The 16,276-nt window shown below is 74.3% G+C and carries 14 protein-coding genes and 1 pseudogene; 2 read left to right on the forward strand and 13 right to left on the reverse strand.

Going from position 1 to position 16,276, the window contains the following annotated elements:
- Window positions 1-6: 6 nt before the first annotated feature.
- From RM779_RS02605 to RM779_RS02615, 3 genes are all read right to left on the reverse strand, one after another.
- Window positions 7-240, reverse strand: coding sequence for an acyl carrier protein (locus RM779_RS02605; protein WP_311615314.1), 234 nt, complete (start codon window positions 238-240; stop codon window positions 7-9).
- Window positions 222-1,853: a hypothetical protein gene (locus RM779_RS02610; RefSeq protein ID WP_311615316.1), complete on the reverse strand. Its 1,632-nt coding sequence runs from the start codon at window positions 1,851-1,853 to the stop codon at window positions 222-224. The genes RM779_RS02605 and RM779_RS02610 overlap by 19 nt, the downstream gene beginning before the upstream one ends.
- Before the next feature lie 194 nt (window positions 1,854-2,047).
- Complete coding sequence (locus RM779_RS02615; protein WP_311615474.1) at window positions 2,048-2,638, reverse strand: DedA family protein; 591 nt, start codon at window positions 2,636-2,638, stop codon at window positions 2,048-2,050.
- A gap of 192 nt (window positions 2,639-2,830) precedes the next feature.
- On the opposite strand from RM779_RS02615, the gene RM779_RS02620 reads away from it, so the two are divergent.
- Window positions 2,831-3,919, forward strand: coding sequence for a sensor histidine kinase (locus RM779_RS02620; RefSeq protein ID WP_311615319.1), 1,089 nt, complete (start codon window positions 2,831-2,833; stop codon window positions 3,917-3,919).
- Entirely contained in the window at window positions 3,910-4,554 is a 645-nt protein-coding gene (locus tag RM779_RS02625; protein WP_311615321.1) for a response regulator transcription factor, read from the forward strand. Before RM779_RS02620 ends, RM779_RS02625 begins: the two co-directional genes overlap by 10 nt.
- On the opposite strand, the gene RM779_RS02630 is transcribed toward RM779_RS02625, so the two are convergent.
- The 10 genes and pseudogenes from RM779_RS02630 to RM779_RS02675 form a co-directional block, all read right to left on the reverse strand.
- Window positions 4,539-5,924: an alkaline phosphatase family protein gene (locus RM779_RS02630; RefSeq protein ID WP_311615324.1), complete on the reverse strand. Its 1,386-nt coding sequence runs from the start codon at window positions 5,922-5,924 to the stop codon at window positions 4,539-4,541. The two genes, RM779_RS02625 and RM779_RS02630, sit on opposite strands and share 16 nt — an antisense overlap.
- The gene (eboE, locus tag RM779_RS02635; RefSeq protein WP_311615325.1) at window positions 5,921-7,102 is read right to left on the reverse strand and encodes a metabolite traffic protein EboE; all 1,182 of its coding nucleotides are present in this window, start codon (window positions 7,100-7,102) and stop codon (window positions 5,921-5,923) included. The genes RM779_RS02630 and eboE overlap by 4 nt, the downstream gene beginning before the upstream one ends.
- A 6-nt stretch (window positions 7,103-7,108) precedes the next feature.
- Window positions 7,109-7,966, reverse strand: a complete 858-nt coding sequence (locus RM779_RS02640; protein WP_311615476.1) for a TatD family hydrolase — start codon at window positions 7,964-7,966, stop codon at window positions 7,109-7,111.
- Window positions 7,966-8,523 (reverse strand): EboA domain-containing protein, encoded by a 558-nt coding sequence (locus RM779_RS02645; RefSeq protein ID WP_311615327.1) that lies wholly within the window; start codon window positions 8,521-8,523, stop codon window positions 7,966-7,968. Before RM779_RS02645 ends, RM779_RS02640 begins: the two co-directional genes overlap by 1 nt.
- Entirely contained in the window at window positions 8,524-9,375 is an 852-nt protein-coding gene (locus RM779_RS02650) for a sugar phosphate isomerase/epimerase family protein (protein WP_311615329.1), read from the reverse strand.
- Complete coding sequence (locus tag RM779_RS02655; protein ID WP_311615331.1) at window positions 9,372-10,235, reverse strand: SCO3242 family prenyltransferase; 864 nt, start codon at window positions 10,233-10,235, stop codon at window positions 9,372-9,374. Before RM779_RS02655 ends, RM779_RS02650 begins: the two co-directional genes overlap by 4 nt.
- The gene (locus RM779_RS02660; RefSeq protein WP_311615333.1) at window positions 10,232-11,293 is read right to left on the reverse strand and encodes an inositol-3-phosphate synthase; all 1,062 of its coding nucleotides are present in this window, start codon (window positions 11,291-11,293) and stop codon (window positions 10,232-10,234) included. The genes RM779_RS02655 and RM779_RS02660 overlap by 4 nt, the downstream gene beginning before the upstream one ends.
- A gap of 224 nt (window positions 11,294-11,517) precedes the next feature.
- Window positions 11,518-12,867, reverse strand: a pseudogene (locus RM779_RS02665) (ThuA domain-containing protein); the annotation flags it as partial.
- Entirely contained in the window at window positions 12,867-15,314 is a 2,448-nt protein-coding gene (locus RM779_RS02670) for a PQQ-dependent sugar dehydrogenase (protein ID WP_311615335.1), read from the reverse strand. The pseudogene RM779_RS02665 and the gene RM779_RS02670, both read right to left, overlap by 1 nt.
- A gap of 271 nt (window positions 15,315-15,585) precedes the next feature.
- Window positions 15,586-16,233 carry a TetR/AcrR family transcriptional regulator gene (locus RM779_RS02675; protein ID WP_311615337.1) on the reverse strand — a complete coding sequence of 216 codons (648 nt, stop codon included), beginning with the start codon at window positions 16,231-16,233 and terminating at the stop codon, window positions 15,586-15,588.
- Window positions 16,234-16,276 lie beyond the last annotated feature (43 nt).

Genomic DNA, 16,276 nt, shown 5'->3' on the forward strand with positions numbered 1-16,276 from the left:
GCGCGCTCACGCGCCGGCCGCGGCGTGCCCGGCGATGATGCCGAGCACGTCGCCCACGGTCCTGGCCTCGTGCAGCTCCTCCTCGGTGACGGTCAGCCCGTGCCGCTGCTTGAGGATCAGCACCAGCTCGGCGATGCCGAGTGAGTCAAGACCCGCCTCCTCCCGGCCCGCCTGCTCGGTGATCTCCTCCTCGGGCACCCCCATGGAGACGAGAGCGGCCTTCAGATCGTCGAATGACATGGCTTCCTCCTGTTCCTCGGGCTGTTCCTCGGGCTGTTCGTCGGGCCGGTCCGCGGGCTGCCCGCGGCGGGCCCGTGGCACGCCGCGGCCAGATCGCGGGCCGCGGCGAGGCCGCCGAGCCGGTAGACCGGGTACAGCAGCGGGACGTCGTAGACGAACGGGCGCGGGCCGAGCGCGTCCGGCGGCACCGCGGCCTCGGGGCCCGTCGCCGTCAGCAGCCGCACGCCCGCGGCCAGGGCCGCCGCCTCCCGGCCCGCCGCGGCCAGCGCGCCGACGGCGTAGGCGGTGCCGAGCGGACCGGCCGCGCCCTGCCGCAGGCACGCCGCGGCGCGGGCCACGACGCGGCCGGTGCCGCCCAGCTCGTGGGCGGCGACGGCGCGCGCGGCGCGCATCACGTGCAGCAGGGGGAAGGCCGCGGAACGCGTCCACTCGTACGGGTAGCCGCCGTCGAGGCGCTGCCGCGCGGCGAGCCAGCTCCAGCCGCGGGCCGCGGCGGCGCGCTCGGCCGGGCCCGGCTGCCCGGCCAGCAGCGCGAGCACCGCCTTGGCGGTGATCTCCGCCTCCGAACGGGAGCCGCCCGTATAGGTGTTGAAGCCGCCATCCGCATTCTGCGCGCGGCGCAGCCAGGCGGCGCCCGCCGCGGCGGCGTCCCGGGCCTGGGGCGCGGCGCAGCGCCGGAGAAACGTCACGGCCACGGCGGTGTCGTCGGCGTCTGCGTGCGTCACGCCCGGCGCGTAGCCCCAGCCGCCGTCCGGCAGCTGGGCGTGGCACAGGTAGTCGGCCGAGGCGGCCAGCCGGTCCTCGCCGACGCCGCTCTCCGCGAGCGTCAGCGAGGCCAGGCAGGTCAGCCAGACGTCCTGGCTGCTGATGAACGGCACCCCGCCGTCCGCCCTGATCTGCGCCACCACGAAGTCGACGCCGCGCGCCACCATGTCGGGCGCCAGGCCCCGTTCGCGCAGCACGAGCAGAATCGTCACGGTGCCCAGCACGTACTGGTCCCAACCGCCGTCGCAGGACTGGCTCTCCCGCAGCAGCGCGAGATCGGCCCGCGCCGCGCCGCGGCCGTGCCGCCCGGTCAGCAGCCGCACCGCGGCCAGGGTCGGCCGCAGCCAGCCGCCGCCGCCCGCCGCCAGCGGGTCGGGCGGCACGTCCGGCACGTCCCACGCCTCGCCTGGGCGCAGCAGGGTCAGCAGCGCGCCGAGCAGGGCCCGCTTGCGCAGGCTCGCGACGGCGCGGTGCCCGGCCAGCGCGGCGCGCAGCCGCGCCGCGCCGCCCGGCGGCTCGGGGCGGCCGAGTGCGGCGGTGGCGAGGTAGCGGGAGAGCAGGCGGTCGAACGGGTCGGTGTGCGCGGCGGGCGGCGCGGCCAGCTCGCGGGCGCAGAACCGCTCGACGGCCCGCCGCGCGTGGGGCGCGGCGCCCGTGTCGCGCAGCAGGCGCACGGCGAGCGCGGCTTCGAGCAGGCGGCCGCGGCAGCCGCCGCGCCAGTGGCCTTCCGGCGCGCGGCGGGCGAGGAGGTCCGCCGCGGCGGCTTCGACGACGGTGGTGAGGGCCGACCCCCGGGGTCCGGGGGGGCGCGGATCACGCCGGGGGGCGGGGCAACGGGTCGCGGGCACGGGTGACTCCACGGAACGGCGCGGCCCGATGGACCGCGCAGAAGGAACAACTGGCTGGGCATTCCGAGGAGTTGAGGATGATCACCCGGGCTGCGCATCCATGAGAGCACAGCCGTGGACACCGGATGGCCGACGGCCGACTATTCCACTCCATAGGGTGAACAGACCGTCACACAGTGCAGGCGGGGGATCGTTCAGGAGGCGCGGCGCTTGCCCCCTCCGGCGCGGGTGACGCGAAAGACGACGAACGCGAGCACCGCGAGGACGACCACCACGAGCACGACCTTGGAGTACACGGAGACCAGGTCCGTCACCCGTTCCCAGTCCTCGCCCAGGCGGTAGCCGGCCAGCACGAAGAGGGTGTTCCAGATGGCGCTGCCCAGCGTCGTGAGCAGCAGGAACGTGCTCACCGGCATGCGTTCCACGCCCGCCGGAATCGAGATCAGACTTCGGAAAATGGGAATCATCCGGCCGAAGAACACCGCTTTCGCGCCGTGCTTGGCGAACCACGCCTCCGTCTTCTCGATATCCGCCACTTTCACCAGCGGAAGCTTCGCCGCGATCGCGATCAGCCGCTCCCGGCCGAGCAGCGCACCCACCCAGTACAGCGCGATCGCGCCGACGACCGACCCGATGGTGGTCCACAGCAGCGCCGCCCACAGGCTCATGTCGCCGCGGCTCGCGGTGAAGCCGGCCAGCGGCAGGATCACCTCGCTGGGCAGCGGCGGGAACAGGTTCTCCAGAGCGATGGCCGCGCCGGCGCCTGGCGCGCCGAGGGTTTCCATGAGGTCGGTGGCCCACCCGGCGATGCCGCCGGGATCTTCGGAGGACTCGGCCAGGTGAACGGGAACGGAGGATGAGGTCACACCCCGAACGCTACAAAGTCCCCCGGCGCCGGAACGATGGGGGATGCCTCACGGCAACCCTGCGGAAAACCTCAGTCCGCGCCCGCGGCCCGTTCGGATAGCGTCGGCGACGTGAAGAAAGCCCTGCGCCGCTGGCTGCGGATGGCCACCGGGCTCGCCATGGGCGCCGCGACCGTGCTGCCGGACCTCCTCGTCCTGTACGCCGCGCTGCTGCCGCGGCGGCGCGGCGATCCGCCCGCGGTGCGGCTGGCCGGGTGGGAACGGGCCAGGGTGACGCGCCTGCTCGGCGACGTCCCGGCAGCCACCGCACCGCCCGAGCCGCGCGCCGCCCTGGCCTACCTGGCCGCGCGCCTGCCGGTCGGCCTGCTGGCCGGTCTCGTGCTGCTCGCGGCGCTGGTCGGCGCCGCCTACGCCTCGACGCTGCTGTGGCTGTGGTTCTGGGCCGACCACTTCTGGGCCAACGTGTTCTCCGGCGTCGGCGGCCTGTTCCTGCTCTTCCTCGCCGCCTACGCCGTGCAGGCCGTCGCCGCCCTGGAGGCCGCCCTCGTGCGGCGCTTCCTCGGCCCGACCCGACAGGAGGCGCTTGAGCGGCGCATCGAGGAACTGGCGGAGAGCCGGGCCGGGGTGGTGGCCGCCGTGCACGAGGAGCGCCGCCGGATCGAACGCGACCTGCACGACGGCGTGCAGCAGCGCCTGGTGGCGCTCGGCATGCTGCTGGGCCGCGCCCGGCGCAGGGGCGACACCGGCGAGCTGCTGGCGCAGGCCCACCAGCAGGCGCGGCAGGCGCTCGCGGAGCTGCGGGAGGTGGCCTGGCGGGTGTACCCGACGGTGCTGGACGAGGCCGGGCTGCGGGCGGCCCTCGAAGCGGTCGCCGAACGTTCCCCGCTGCCGGTGCGCCTGGACTACCGGCTGGCGGCCGAGCCGGACCGGCCGGTGGCGGCCGTCGCCTACTTCGTGGTGTCCGAGGCCGTCACCAACGCCGTGAAGCACTCGGGCGCCGCCGCCGTCGCCGTCCGCCTGGCCGACGAGGGGCCCGCGCTGACCGTGCGCGTCACGGACGACGGCCGGGGCGGCGCCGACCCGGCGGGCGGCGGGCTGCTCGGGCTGGCCAGACGCGCCGCCGCGCTCGACGGGCGGCTGCACGTGGCCAGCCCGGCCGGCGGGCCCACCGTGATCACCGCGGAGCTGCCGTGCGCGTGATCCTGGCGGACGATTCGACGCTGCTGCGCGAGGGCCTGGTGCGGCTGCTCACCGAGGAGGGCCACGAGGTGACCGCGGCGGTCGGCGACGCCGCGGCGCTGCTGGCCGCGGTGGACCGCGAACCGCCGGACGTCGCCGTGATCGACGTGCGGATGCCGCCGACGCACAGCGACGAAGGGCTGCGCGCGGCCCTCGACATCCGCCGCCGGTGGCCGGCGGTGGGGGTGCTGGTGCTGTCGCAGTACGTCGAGGGCCGCTACGCGACGGAGCTGCTGACCGGGGAGCCGGCGGGCGTCGGCTACCTGCTGAAGGACCGCGTGGTGGAGATCGACGAGTTTCTCGACGCGCTGGAGCGCGTCGCGGCCGGCCGTACCGCGTTCGACCCCGAGGTGGTGCGGCGGCTGCTGGCGCGCAGTTCGCACACCGATCCCCTCGCCCGCCTCACGCCGCGCGAACGCGAGGTGCTGCACGAGATGGCGCAGGGCCACACGAACGCGACGATCGCCGAACACCTGTGGGTCTCGCGCAGCGCGGTGGAGAAACACGTCAACGCGATCTTCGACAAGCTTCAGCTGCCGGGACCCGGCGGCTACAGCCGCCGGGTCCTTGCCGTGCTGCGCTACCTGGGCTCCTGAAGGCCCTGGAGCCCGAGCAGGAACGACTTGACCGCCGTGGCCGCGACCTCCCCGCCGTCCAGCGCGTCGGGGTCGGAACACAGCAGGACCGGCCGGTCCTTCTCGTCCTCGGGCAGGCGGCCGTGGCTGCCGCGGACGCACGACGGGTCGAGCGGCACCACGTTCATCCGGTAGCGCAGGCCCAGCTTCTTGCGGGCCAGGGCCGCGGCGGCCCTGGCCTTGGCGAACCGGTCCGCCGGGTCGAAGAACAGCTCCGCCGGGTCGTAGCCCGGCTTGCGGTGGATGTCCACGATGGCCGCCCAGTCCGGCGCGGCCGCGTCGTCCAGCCAGTAGTAGTACGTGAACCACGCGCCGGGATCGGCCACCGCGACCAGTTCGCCGGCGCGCCCGTGGTCGAGGCCGTGCCGCTTCTTGCCCGGCTCGTCCAGCACCTCGGCGACACCGGGCAGCCCGGCCAGCACCTCCCGCGTGCGCTCCAGGTCCTCGGGGCGCCGCACGTACACGTGCGCCACCTGGTGGTCGGCGACGGCGAAGGCGCGGGACACCCACGGGTCCAGGTACTCCATCCCGGCCTGCGTGTACACCTCAAGCAGCCCGGCGCGGCGCAGCGCGCGGTTGATGTCGACGGGCCGGTCCACGGGCGTGATGCCGTACTCGGACAGCACCACGACCGTGGCGTCCGCGGCCTGCGCCGCGTCGAGCAGCGGCCCGATCTCGGCGTCCAGCTCGCCCGCGGCGGCCCGCGCCTGCGGGCTGTCGGGGCCGAAGCGCTGGAGGTCGTAGTCCAGGTGCGGCAGGTAGACCAGCGTCAGGTCGGGCCGCTGCGTGCGCAGCAGGTGCCTGGCCGCGGCGGCGATCCAGCGGGACGAGGCGATGGACGCGGTGGGCCCCCAGTAGTTGAACAGGGGGAACGGGCCGTAGCGGCTGGTCAGTTCGTCGTGCAGCTCGGGCGGCCTGGTGTAGCAGTCGGGGTCCTTGCGGCCGTCGGCGTAGTAGATGGGCCGCGGGGTGATGGTGAAGTCGGTGTCCGCGCCCATCGCGTACCACCAGCAGACGTTCGCGACGGTGTAGCCGGGCCGCACGCGGCGCGCGGCGTCCCAGATCTTCTCGCCGCCGACGAGCGCGTTGTGCTGCCGCCACAGCAGCACGTCGCCGACGCCGCGGAAGTACCAGCCGTTGCCCACGATGCCGTGTTCGGCGGGCGGCGCGCCGGTGAGGAACGTGGCCTGCGCGGAGCAGGTCACGGCGGGCAGCACCGTGCCGAGCGGCGCGCGCGAACCGCCGCGGGCGAGCGCGGCGAGGCGCGGCAGATGGTCGAGCAGGGCCGGGGTGAGGCCGACCACGTTCAGCACGACGACCGGGCGGGTCATGACAGCTCCTTGAGTCCGAGTCCGGTCAGCAGGTCGCGGGCGAGGGACAGTTCGGCGGCGATGCCGTCCGCGAGCCCCTCGGGCGTGCGGGGCCGCAGGGCCGGCGGCAGCACCTGCCAGGTGTAGGTCTCCACCTCCAGGTGGCGGGTGAGGGCCCGTTCGCCGCCGACCAGGCGGGTGAGGGCCTGCGTGAGGTGCGGCAGCGTCGAGGTCAGCGGCGGGTGCGGGCGGGCGTGCAGCGGTATGTGCAGGTGGACGCGCCAGGGGTCGCGTCCCGGCAGCGGCTCGGGCCCGAACAGGGCGGTGTCCAGGTCGTCGTTGCCCAGGACGCCGCCCGGCGCGCGCTCCCGCGTCTGGTGCAGGAAGCGGGGCTCGGCGAAGTCGGCGAGCGCCGCGCGCACCGCGGGCTCCCCCGGGTGCTCGGCGTGCAGGGCCGCCGACAGCTGCGCCTTCACGACGGGCACGCCGCGCGCGGTCAGACCCGCGATGGCGCGGTCCGGGTCCTCGAAGGCGGTGGCCAGGTGGCAGGTGTCCAGGCAGACCCCGACCCGGCTGCTCGGCGGCGCCCCGGGGGCCGTCAGCACCTCGGCGGCCTGCCCCGTGGTCTCCACGATGCAGCCGGGCTCGGGCTCCAGGGCGAGCCTGATGGAGCGGCCGGTGCGCTCCGCGAGCGCGTCGAGCCGTTCGGCCAGCTCGGTGAGGTGCGCCAGCGCCCGTTCCTGGTCCTGCGGTGTGAACGGGGTGCGCCAGGCCAGCGGCAGCGTCGAGATGGTGCCCTCCGGCTCGTCCCCTGGCAGCAGCTCGGCGAGGAGGCCGGCCAGGTCGGCGGTGTGGTCCAGGCGTTCGCGGCTGGTCCAGTCGGGCGTGTAGACGGCGTACTTGACGCGTTCGCCGCCGAACCCGCGGTAGGGGAACCCGTTCAGCGTGACGACTTCGAGGCCGTGGCGCTCCAGGGCCTCGCGCAGGGTGCGGCGGGCGCCCGCGTCCGCCACCAGGGTGCGGGCCGCGTCACGGGCCAGCCACAGGCCGATGCCCAGGCGGGCGCGGCCGAGGCGCCGCCGGACCGGCTCACAGTAGTCGCGCAGCTGCGCGAGGACGCCGTCGAGCGTCTCCGCGGGGTGGACGTTCGTGCAGTAGGCGAGGTGGACGACCGAGCCGTCGGGGTGCTGGAAGCGCACGGCGCCTCACCGCCCGGCCGGGGCGCCGCGCAGGATCGAGTTGCCCTCGAAACTCTCCGGCTGCTCGCGTCCGTCCAGCTCAAGACGGCCGCTCTGGCCGTAGAACTCCACCGGATTGCGCCACAGCACCCGGTCCACGTCGTCGTCGGTGAACCCGGCGGCCAGCATGGCGTCGGCGACGCGGCGCGTCTTCAGCGGGTCGCTGCGGCCCCAGTCCGCGGCCGAGTTGACCAGCATCCGGTCGAGGCCGAGGCGGCGGAGCACCTCGACGGTGCGCCGCTCGTCCATCTTGGTGTCCGGGTAGACGGAGAACGCCATCCAGCAGCCGCTGTCCGCGGCGCGGTCGACGGTCGTCTCGTTCAGGTGGTCGAGCACCACGCGCTCGGGCGGCAGTTCGGACTCGGCGAGCACGGACAGGGTGCGTTCCAGGCCCGCGGCCTTGTCGCGGTGCGGCGTGTGGACGAGGGCGGGCAGGCCGTGGCGCGCGGCCAGTTCGAGCTGGGCGGCCAGCGCGTCGTCCTCGGCCGGGGTCAGCGAGTCGTAGCCGATCTCGCCGACGGCCACCACGTTGTCCTTCTCCAGGTAGCGCGGCAGCTCCTGGAGCACGGGCGTGCAGCGCGGGTCGTTCGCCTCCTTGGGGTTGAGGGCGAGCGTGCAGTGGTGGGCGATGCCGTACTGGGCGGCCCGGTAGGGCTCCCAGCCGAGCAGCGAGTCGAAGTAGTCCAGGAAGCTGGCGGCCGAGGTGCGGGGCTGGCCCAGCCAGAACGAGGGCTCCACGACGGCCGCCACCCCGGCCGCGCGCATCCGCTCGTAGTCGTCGGTCGTGCGGGAGGTCATGTGGATGTGGGGATCGAAGATGCGCATCATGCCTCCGGGGCGGGTGCGGGCGGCGGGGAGAGGGCCAGGGCGTGCCGCACGTCGGCGGGCACGGGCCGCCCGGCGGCCGTGCGTTCCGCGGCGAAGTCGGTGAGCATCCGGCTGAGTTCGGGGTCGGCACGGTCGGCGAGGCCGGCGACCTCGGTCACGGGGACGTCGGTGAAGACGCACTTGAGGACGGCGTGCCGCCACAGGTGCTGGTCGAGGTGGCGGGCGGCGTAGGGGCCGACGGCGGCGGCGATCAGCCGCGGGTCGTTGGTGCGCAGCGCGTCCTCGACGAGCGGCAGCGCGTCGGCGCCGACCGGCAGGTGCGGCAGGGCGCGCAGCACGGCGCGGCGCTCCGCCCCGTCGCCGTGCCGGTAGAGGCGGGCGGCGGTGGCGGCGTCGGCGCCCGCGGCGCGCAGCAGCGCCACCCGGACGGCGTCCGCGGCGGCGCGGCCGACGTGGCGGCCCGCGGAGGTGAACGCGGCCTCCCAGGCGTCGGTGCCCAGCACGCCGTCGAGCCAGGCGCGAGCGGCGGGGGTGAGACTGGTCTCGGTCAGCACTTAGCCGGCCTCCCGGTGCGCGGTGGTCAGGAAGTCGAGGGACCTGCGGGCGAGTTCGGGTCCGGCGTGGGAGTGGCGCGGCAGCTCGACGGAGACCAGGCCGCCGTATCCGGTGGCGGCGAGGGCGGCGAGCACGGGCGGAAAGTTGATCTCGCCCTCGCCCAGCGGCAGATGTTCGTGGACGCCGCGCCGCATGTCCTCGATCTGCACGTGGGCGGTCCAGGGCGCGGCGGCGGTGACGCAGTCCGGGACGGGCACGGGTTCGAGGCAGTGGCAGTGCCCGAGGTCGAGGGTGAGGCGGACGCCGTCGAGGTCGCGGCGCAGCCGGTGGAACGCGGCGAGGGTGTCGAGCAGCATGCCGGGCTCCGGCTCGACGGCCAGCGGCACCCCGGCCTCGGTGGCGAGGTCGAGGACCGGGGCGAGGGCTCCGGCGAGCCGCTTCCACGCCTCGGCCTCCGGAGTGTCGCGCGGCACCCGGCCGCTGAAGCAGTGCACCGCGGTCGCGCCGAGGTCGCGGCCGACGCGCACCGCGTCGAGGAGCAGCCCGGTGCGGCGCTCGCGGGCGGCCGGGTCGGGGTCGAGGAGGCTGGGGCCGTGCTTGGCGGTGGGGTCGAGTACGTACCTGGCGCCGGTCTCGACCGCGACGGCGAGGCCGAGGCGGTCGAGCCGGCGCGCGACCTGCGCGGTGCGGCGCGCAAGATCGGGGGCGCAGGGGTCGAGGTGCATGTGGTCGAGCGTCAGCGCCACGCCCTGGTAGCCGAGGTCGGCCAGCAGGGCGAGGGCGTCGGACAGGCGCAGGTCGGTCAGGCCGTTGGTGCCGTAGGCGAAACGGGGCCGGCGTGGACCGGTCATGTGGGGGTGACCTTCCTGGACAGGCGCCGGGCGGCGGCCAGCGCCCCGAGCAGCACGGGCACGGCCTGCGGCCGGCCCGCGCGGGCGGCCAGTGCCGCCTGGAGCGGCATCAGGGCGGTCAGCCCGCCGACGACGCCCTGCCGCACCCGGGCGCCGGTGGGCTCCCGGGCGGCGCGCAGCAGCGGTGGCGCGGCGGTCAGCAGGTAGGCGACCGAGCCGGCGACCGATCCGGCACGTTCCGCCCGGGGCGCGGGCGTGCGCCCGGGGGCGGCGACGGCCGCGGCGGTGCCGAGGGCGGCGGCCAGCGTGACCAGCGGCGCGGACCGCGGCCCGCCGAACGCCTCGTGCCGGGACAGCGCCGTCACGGCGGCGGTGTGGGCGCCGACGACGCCCGCCGCGGGCAGCGCGCGGTGGGGCGCGCGGCCCGCGCACGCGCCGAGGACGACGTTGAGGGAACGGGCCGCGCCCATCGCGGCGGGCCCGGCCTGGGTGTGCTTGACGCCCAGGTCGTAGGCCCAGGCGGTGGCGGCCAGCGCCCCGGCCGCGGCGAGGGCGGGCCGGGAGTGGACGGCGGCGAGGGTGAGCCCGGCGGCGGTGAGCCCGGCCGCCGCCGCGAGGGCGGCGGCCGGGCGGATGCGGCCGGAGGGGAGGGGGCGCGTGGGCCGTTCGCGCGCGTCGGTGTCGCGGTCGGCCCAGTCGTTGAGCGCCATCCCCGACCAGTACAGGCACAGGGAGGAACCGGCGGCCAGGGCCGTCCGCTTCAGCGGCGCGCCGCCCGCGGCGGCGGCACCGGCCACGATGTCGCCGGGGACGGTCAGCGCGGCCGGGCCGCGGACCAGCTCGATCCAGGCGCGGTTCACGGCCTGGCCCGCAGCGTCTGCGCGAGGGTCAGCAGTTCCTCGTACTGCTCGCCGAGCGCGGCCGGGCCGGTGTCGGGGTCCTTGAAGAAGAAGCCGAGCCCCGGCACGGGTCCTGACATGCCGGTGGCGTGGGCGCGCGCGACCAGGCGGGCCAGGTCGAGCACCAGCGGCGCGGCGAGCGCGGAGTCGCAGCCCTGCCAGATGGTCTGGAGCACCATGCGGGCGCCGAGGAAGCCGTCGAACGCGACGTGGTCCCAGGCGGTCTTCCAGTCGCCGAGGGCGGGCACGTTGTCGATGTGCACGGTGCCCTCGGGCAGGTCCCCGAGGGTGTCGGCGAGGACGCGTTCCTTCCCCGCGTTCTTGGCCGCGGCGGCGGCCGGGTCGGCGAGGGCGGCGCCGTCGCCGCCGCCGAGCAGGTTGGTGCCGGACCAGGACCGCACGTCCAGGGCGCGCTGGGCGAACATCGGGGCCAGGGCGGCGCGCAGCAGCGTCTGGCCGGTCTTGCCGTCCCGCCCGGCGTGCGGCAGACCGGCGGCGAGGGCCCGTTCGGCGAGACCGGGGCCGCGCATGCCGGTCGCGGGCGTGAAGTTGACGTAGGAGCAGCCCGCGGCGATGGCCGCGGCGGCGTAGCCGGTGCTGATCGCGGGGTCGGTCTCGGTGCTGGCCACGTTGACGACCACGGTGCGTTCCAGGTCGTGGCGGCGGGTGAAGTCGGCGATGTCGGCGGCCGGGTCGGCGCCCGGGTGCCTGATCTCGGCGTCGGCGGCGGCCAGTTCCGCGGCGATGGCGGCGGGCAGCCCGTGCGGCAGGACGCCGGCGGCGACGAGCTGTTCCGCGCGTTTGGGGACGGGGATGTCGACGACGTCGTGGCCGCCGACGACCAGGTGGTCGAGGTCGGGCAGCGCGCTGTCGGCGAACGGTGGCAGGGCGGTGACCATGCCGGTGGGCGGGGTGAGTCCGGCCGCAAGGGCGGCCCGCCCGGCGATGGTCGTGGTGGCGACGGAGCCGCGCGCGCCGATGAGCCAGAGGCCGACGCGCGCGGTGGATGCGGTTGTCACGGGGGTGGCCCTCCTCCTTCGTTTTCGGGTGCGACGAAAGGGGGCCCCGGTGCCCGGCCGGGTTCGGCGCGGTCGGGCACCGGGGGGTTGCGACGGCGGGGTGGGGTTCGGCGTCACCACCGCGCCACCGTCACCGGCCGTGGGGGCCGGGTCCGTCGCCGCCGCCCCTCGCGGCGGAGACGGGTCTAGGGGACGGTTCTAGGGGGAACTCGCACTGCTCAGGGCAGTTCCTGTATGCGGACGTTGCGGAAGCTAACGGTGTCTTCCTCACCGTGGTTCTGGAGGCCGACGTGGCCCTGCGTCAGGCTACGTGCGGGATCGGTATTGGTGAAGTCGTTGATCAGGGTGCCGTTGAGGAAGATCTGAAGTCGCTCGCCTTCGACCCGCAGTTCGTAGGTGTTCCACTCCCCCGGCGGGTTGAGGGCCGCGTCGCGGGCCTCGATGTCGGCGGACTGGAAGGTGTAGACGGACCCGGTGGTGCGTTCGGGCGCGTCCGTGGCGTCGATCTGGATCTCGTAGCCGTTGTCCACGGCGGACCACGGGTCGTCGGATGGCGGGAAGCCGATGAAGATGCCGGAGTTGTCGTCGCCCTCCAGCCGCCAGTCCAGCTTCAGCGAGTAGGAGGCGAACTCCTGGGCCTCGTACCACAGCATGCCCATGCCGCCCTCGGTGGTGAGGGTGCCGTCGTCGGCCAGCGCGAACTGGCCGGGGCCCGCCTGCGACCAGCCGTCGGTGCCGGTGCCGTCGAACAGCGAGGTGTAGCCGGTCTCCGGACGGCAGTCGGCCTCGGTGACGCCGGCCGCCCAGCGGATGCCGCCGAGCAGGTGGCGCACGAACTCCGGCTCCGTGAAGGACTCCGCGGTGTGGCCGCCGCCGGTGTAGAACGCCCGGCCGCCCTCGTACTCCTTGCACCAGGCGATCGGGTGGTCGCCGTCCATCTCGCCGCCGGTGTAGCTGGACTCGTCGAGCGAGGCCAGCACGCGCGCGGACTCCCGCGGGTTGGTGCGGTAGTTGTACCACTCGTCGGTGCGCTGCCAGGTCTCGCCCAGGTGGGCGGTGGCGTCGTGCGCACGGTCCTCGACGTGCACCGTGGCTTCCTGAATGTGCGGATGCGACTGGAACAGCGCGCCCGCGAGCCCGTTGTACCACTCCCAGTCGTACTCGGTGTCGGCGGCGGCGTGGACACCCACGTAGGCGCCGCCGTCGTTGATGTAGCCCTCGAACGCGGTCTGCTGGGCCTCGTCGAGCACATCGCCCGTGGTGGAGAGGAAGACCACCGCCTCGTACTGGGCGAGGTTGTCGGCGGTGAACGTGGTCGAGTCCTCGGTCGCGGTGACCGAGAAGTTGTTCTCCGCGCCCAGGGCGGTGATCGCGGCGATCCCGTCCTCGATCGAGTCGTGCCGGAACCCGGCCGTCTTGGAGAAGACCAGCAGGTCGTAGGCGGGGTCGTCGGGCGCGGCCGCCGGATCGTCCGGGGCCGCCGCCGCGGCGGCGGTGGGCAGGGCCGCGGCGCAGATCACGCCGCAGACGGCCAGGCGGGCCAGCCGTTTGGGTTGCTTGGTCCGTTGGTGCATCACTGACTCCCGGTGCCGAAGGTGAAGTCGTCGATGTCGAACAGTCCGCCGCCGCCGGTGGAACCGGTGAAGACCAGGTGGAGCGTGGTCGTTCCGGCGGGAAGATCGGTCAGGGACGTCGTGACGTCCTGGTAGACGTCCCAGCCGCCGGTGGGGGCCACGTCCACGGAGCCGAGCACGGTTCCGGTGGGCGAGTCGGCGCGTACCTCTATGGTGCCGCCTGCCCCGCCGGATGCGACGCGTGCGGTGAACTCGGTTGCGTCGGCCAGCAGGTAGGGCGTGAACGAGATCCAGTCGCCGTTGTCGACGAACCCGACCGCCCGGCCGCCGTGCGCCGTCGCGTATTCGGTGATCTCGACGCCGCTGCTGTCGCCGAAGTGCTCGGCCTGGCGGGTGCGGGTCTGCGTGGTGACCTGGTCGTGCGTGGTCAGGCCGCCCGCGTCGGTGTACTCGGCGTCGAAGATCCCGAAGATGTTGGCGTTCGGGTCGTGTTCGCCGTCCGCCAGGGTCTGGATGGTGCCGGAGCAGCCGGTGGTGTCGGTCAGTTTGTGCCCGTGGCTGTCGTGGCCGAGGACGAAGCTGAGGGTGACCTGCGAGCAGTCGATCTCGCCGTCCTCGGGGTCGGACACCTCGATCTCGAACGGCACCGCGTCGCCGAAGTCGACGAGCTGGCCGTCGGCCGGGAGGATCAGCTCCACGGTGGGCGCGGTGTTGCCGACGTTGATCGGCACCGAGGCCGAGCCGGTGAGTCCGTCCGCGTCGGTCACCGTCAGTTCCGCGGTGTAGGTGCCGTCCTCCTCGTAGGTGTGCGACGGGTTCGGCTCGGTGGAGGTGCTGCCGTCGCCGAAGTCCCAGCTGTAGCTGATCTCGTCGCCGTCGGGGTCGTTGCTGCCCTCGGCGGAGAAGGTCACGGCCAGCGGCGCGGGTCCCGAGGTGGGGGTGCCGGACGCCTCGGCGATGGGCGAACGGCCGCCGGTCACGTTCTCGATGCGGTACAGCGCGCTGTTCTCGTCGCCGTTGAAGTAGCCGGTGCCGTAGTCCAGCACGTACAGGGCGCCGTCGGGGCCGAAGGCGCTGTCCATGACCTGGGTGCCGCTCCAGGGGAACTCGCTGATCGAGTTGACGGTGCCGTCGGCCTCCAGATCGATGGCCCTGATCCAGCGCCTGCCGTACTCGGTGGCGAAGAAGTTGCCGTCGTACTCCTCGGGGAACTTCACGGACGATTCGAGGTCCGGGTCGAAGTGGTAGACCGGCCCGGCCATCGGGGACTCCGAGCCGTTGCCGAACTCGGGCACCGAATCGCCGTCGTAGGGAATCCAGGCGGGCTGCGCGGGCGGCAGCTCGGTCAGCCCGGTGTTGTGGGGGGACTCGTTCACCGGGGCATCGCAGTCGAACGTGGCGCCGGAGGCCCCGCTGCCGAAGTCGTAGTCGACGTAGGCGTCGTTGTCCCCGGTGCAGTACGGCCAGCCGAAGTTGCCCGGGGCCGTGATGCGGTTGAACTCGACCTGCCCGCCGGGGCCGCGGCTGTCGGAGGCGGTGCCGGCGTCGGGGCCGTAGTCGCCGACGTAGACGATGCCGGTCTCCTGGTCGACGCTCATCCGGAAGGGGTTGCGGAAGCCCATGGCGTAGATCTCGGGGCGGGTGCCCTCGGTGCCCTCGGCGAAGAGGTTGCCCTCGGGGACGGAGTAGCTGCCGTCGTCGTTGACGGTGATCCGCAGCACCTTGCCGCGCAGGTCGTTGGTGTTGGCCGAGGACCGCTGCGCGTCGAAGGCCGGGTTGCGGTCGGCCCGTTCGTCGATCGGGGTGTACCCGTCGGAGGCGAACGGGTTGGTGTCGTCGCCGGTGGACAGGTACAGGTTGCCCTCGGCGTCGAAGTCGATGTCGCCGCCGACGTGGCAGCACTGGCCGCGGCTGGCGGGCACGTCGAGGATCTGCGTCTCGGTGCCGAGGTCGAGCTGGTTGCTCTCGTTCAGCACGAAGCGCGAGAGCCGGTTGACGCCGTCGAACGGCGCGAAGTCGCCCGCCGCGCCCTCGCCTGGCGCGTCCCCGCCCGGGGTGTCGAGCGGCGGGGCGTAGTAGAGGTAGATGAACCGGTTGTTCTCGAAGTCCGGGTCGACGCCGACGCCCTGGAGGCCCTCCTCGTCGTGGGCGTACACGTCCAGCGTGCCCGCGACGCTCGTGGTGCCGTCCGCGTCGGTGATCCTGACCGTGCCGTCCCTGGCGGTGTGCAGCACGGAACGGTCCGGCAGCACGGCAAGCGACATCGGCTCGCCCATCTCGGGCTCCCCCTTGGCGAGGGTCACCTGCTGGAACTCGGCCGTGGGGGCCGGGTCCTCGCCCGGGGCCGCGGCCGCGGTCGACTGGGTGGTGGCCAGCGTGATCGTGCCCGCGATGGCGAGCACGCTGCCTGTCAGGGCGGCGAAAACTCTTCTTGTTCTCCTGTGCACGCGCGTCCTCCGTTGAGCACGGGGTGGGGGGTTCAAGTCCTTCGCACAGGCGCGCGCCGCCGCGCCGGGGAACTACGCGACCGAGGGACGAGGGGAGGTCACGTGATCCGGAAGTGACCGGTACACAACAGGGACGGTAACGACTTTCTCCCTCAGTGGAAACCCCTTTGAAACAAGAAGCGCGAACTTCTTCCTCCGAAGGGACAAAGTTCAGTCACGTGGGGTCGCGTGCAGTCGCGTGCGGTCACGTGGGAATCCGGGGCGGCGACGGTCAGCCGCCCCCCGGCACCGGCCGCCCGAGCAGCGCGCCGATGACCAGGTCGGTCGTGGCCGCCATGTCGACCGCCTCCGGCGCCAGCAGCCACTGCACCCGCAGCCCGTCCATCACCGCCAGCACGGCGCTGGCCGCGGCCCGCGGGTCGAGCCCCGCCGGGACCTCGCCCGCGTCCGCGGCCTCGCCGATCGCCTCCACCACCATCGCCCGCAGCCCCGCGTACCGGGCGCGGAAGTACTCCTGCGCCGGGTGACCCGACGTCACGCTCTCCGCCGACAGCACCGCGTACAGCCGCACGATGCCCTCCCGCTCCGCGTTCCGCCGCGCCGTCTCCACCAGGTGCGCGAGGAACGCCAGCCCGCGCGGGCGCTCCTCGCCCAGCTGCGCCAGCTGCGCCAGGTCCGACTGGTCGCGCAGGTCGAGCACGCCGGTCAGCAGCCCCGCCTTCGACCTGAAGTGGTGCAGGACGCCCGCCTGCGTCAGGCCGGAGCGCTCCGCGATCTCCGCCAGCGAGGCGTTGTGGTAGCCGCGGGTCGCGAAGGTCTCCATCGCGATGCGCAGGATCTCCTCGCGCCGCTCCGCCGCGGAGGGCCGGCCGCCGTCCGATCTGCTCGTTTCCGGTCTGCTCGTTTCCGGTCTGGTCATACCGCTTCGCTTTCGCTGGCTCCGGCGGCGGACGTCCACGCCT

The organism is Streptomyces johnsoniae, assembly GCF_031845565.1.
In the GTDB taxonomy this organism is placed as follows: Bacteria; Actinomycetota; Actinomycetes; order Streptomycetales; family Streptomycetaceae; genus Streptomyces; species Streptomyces johnsoniae.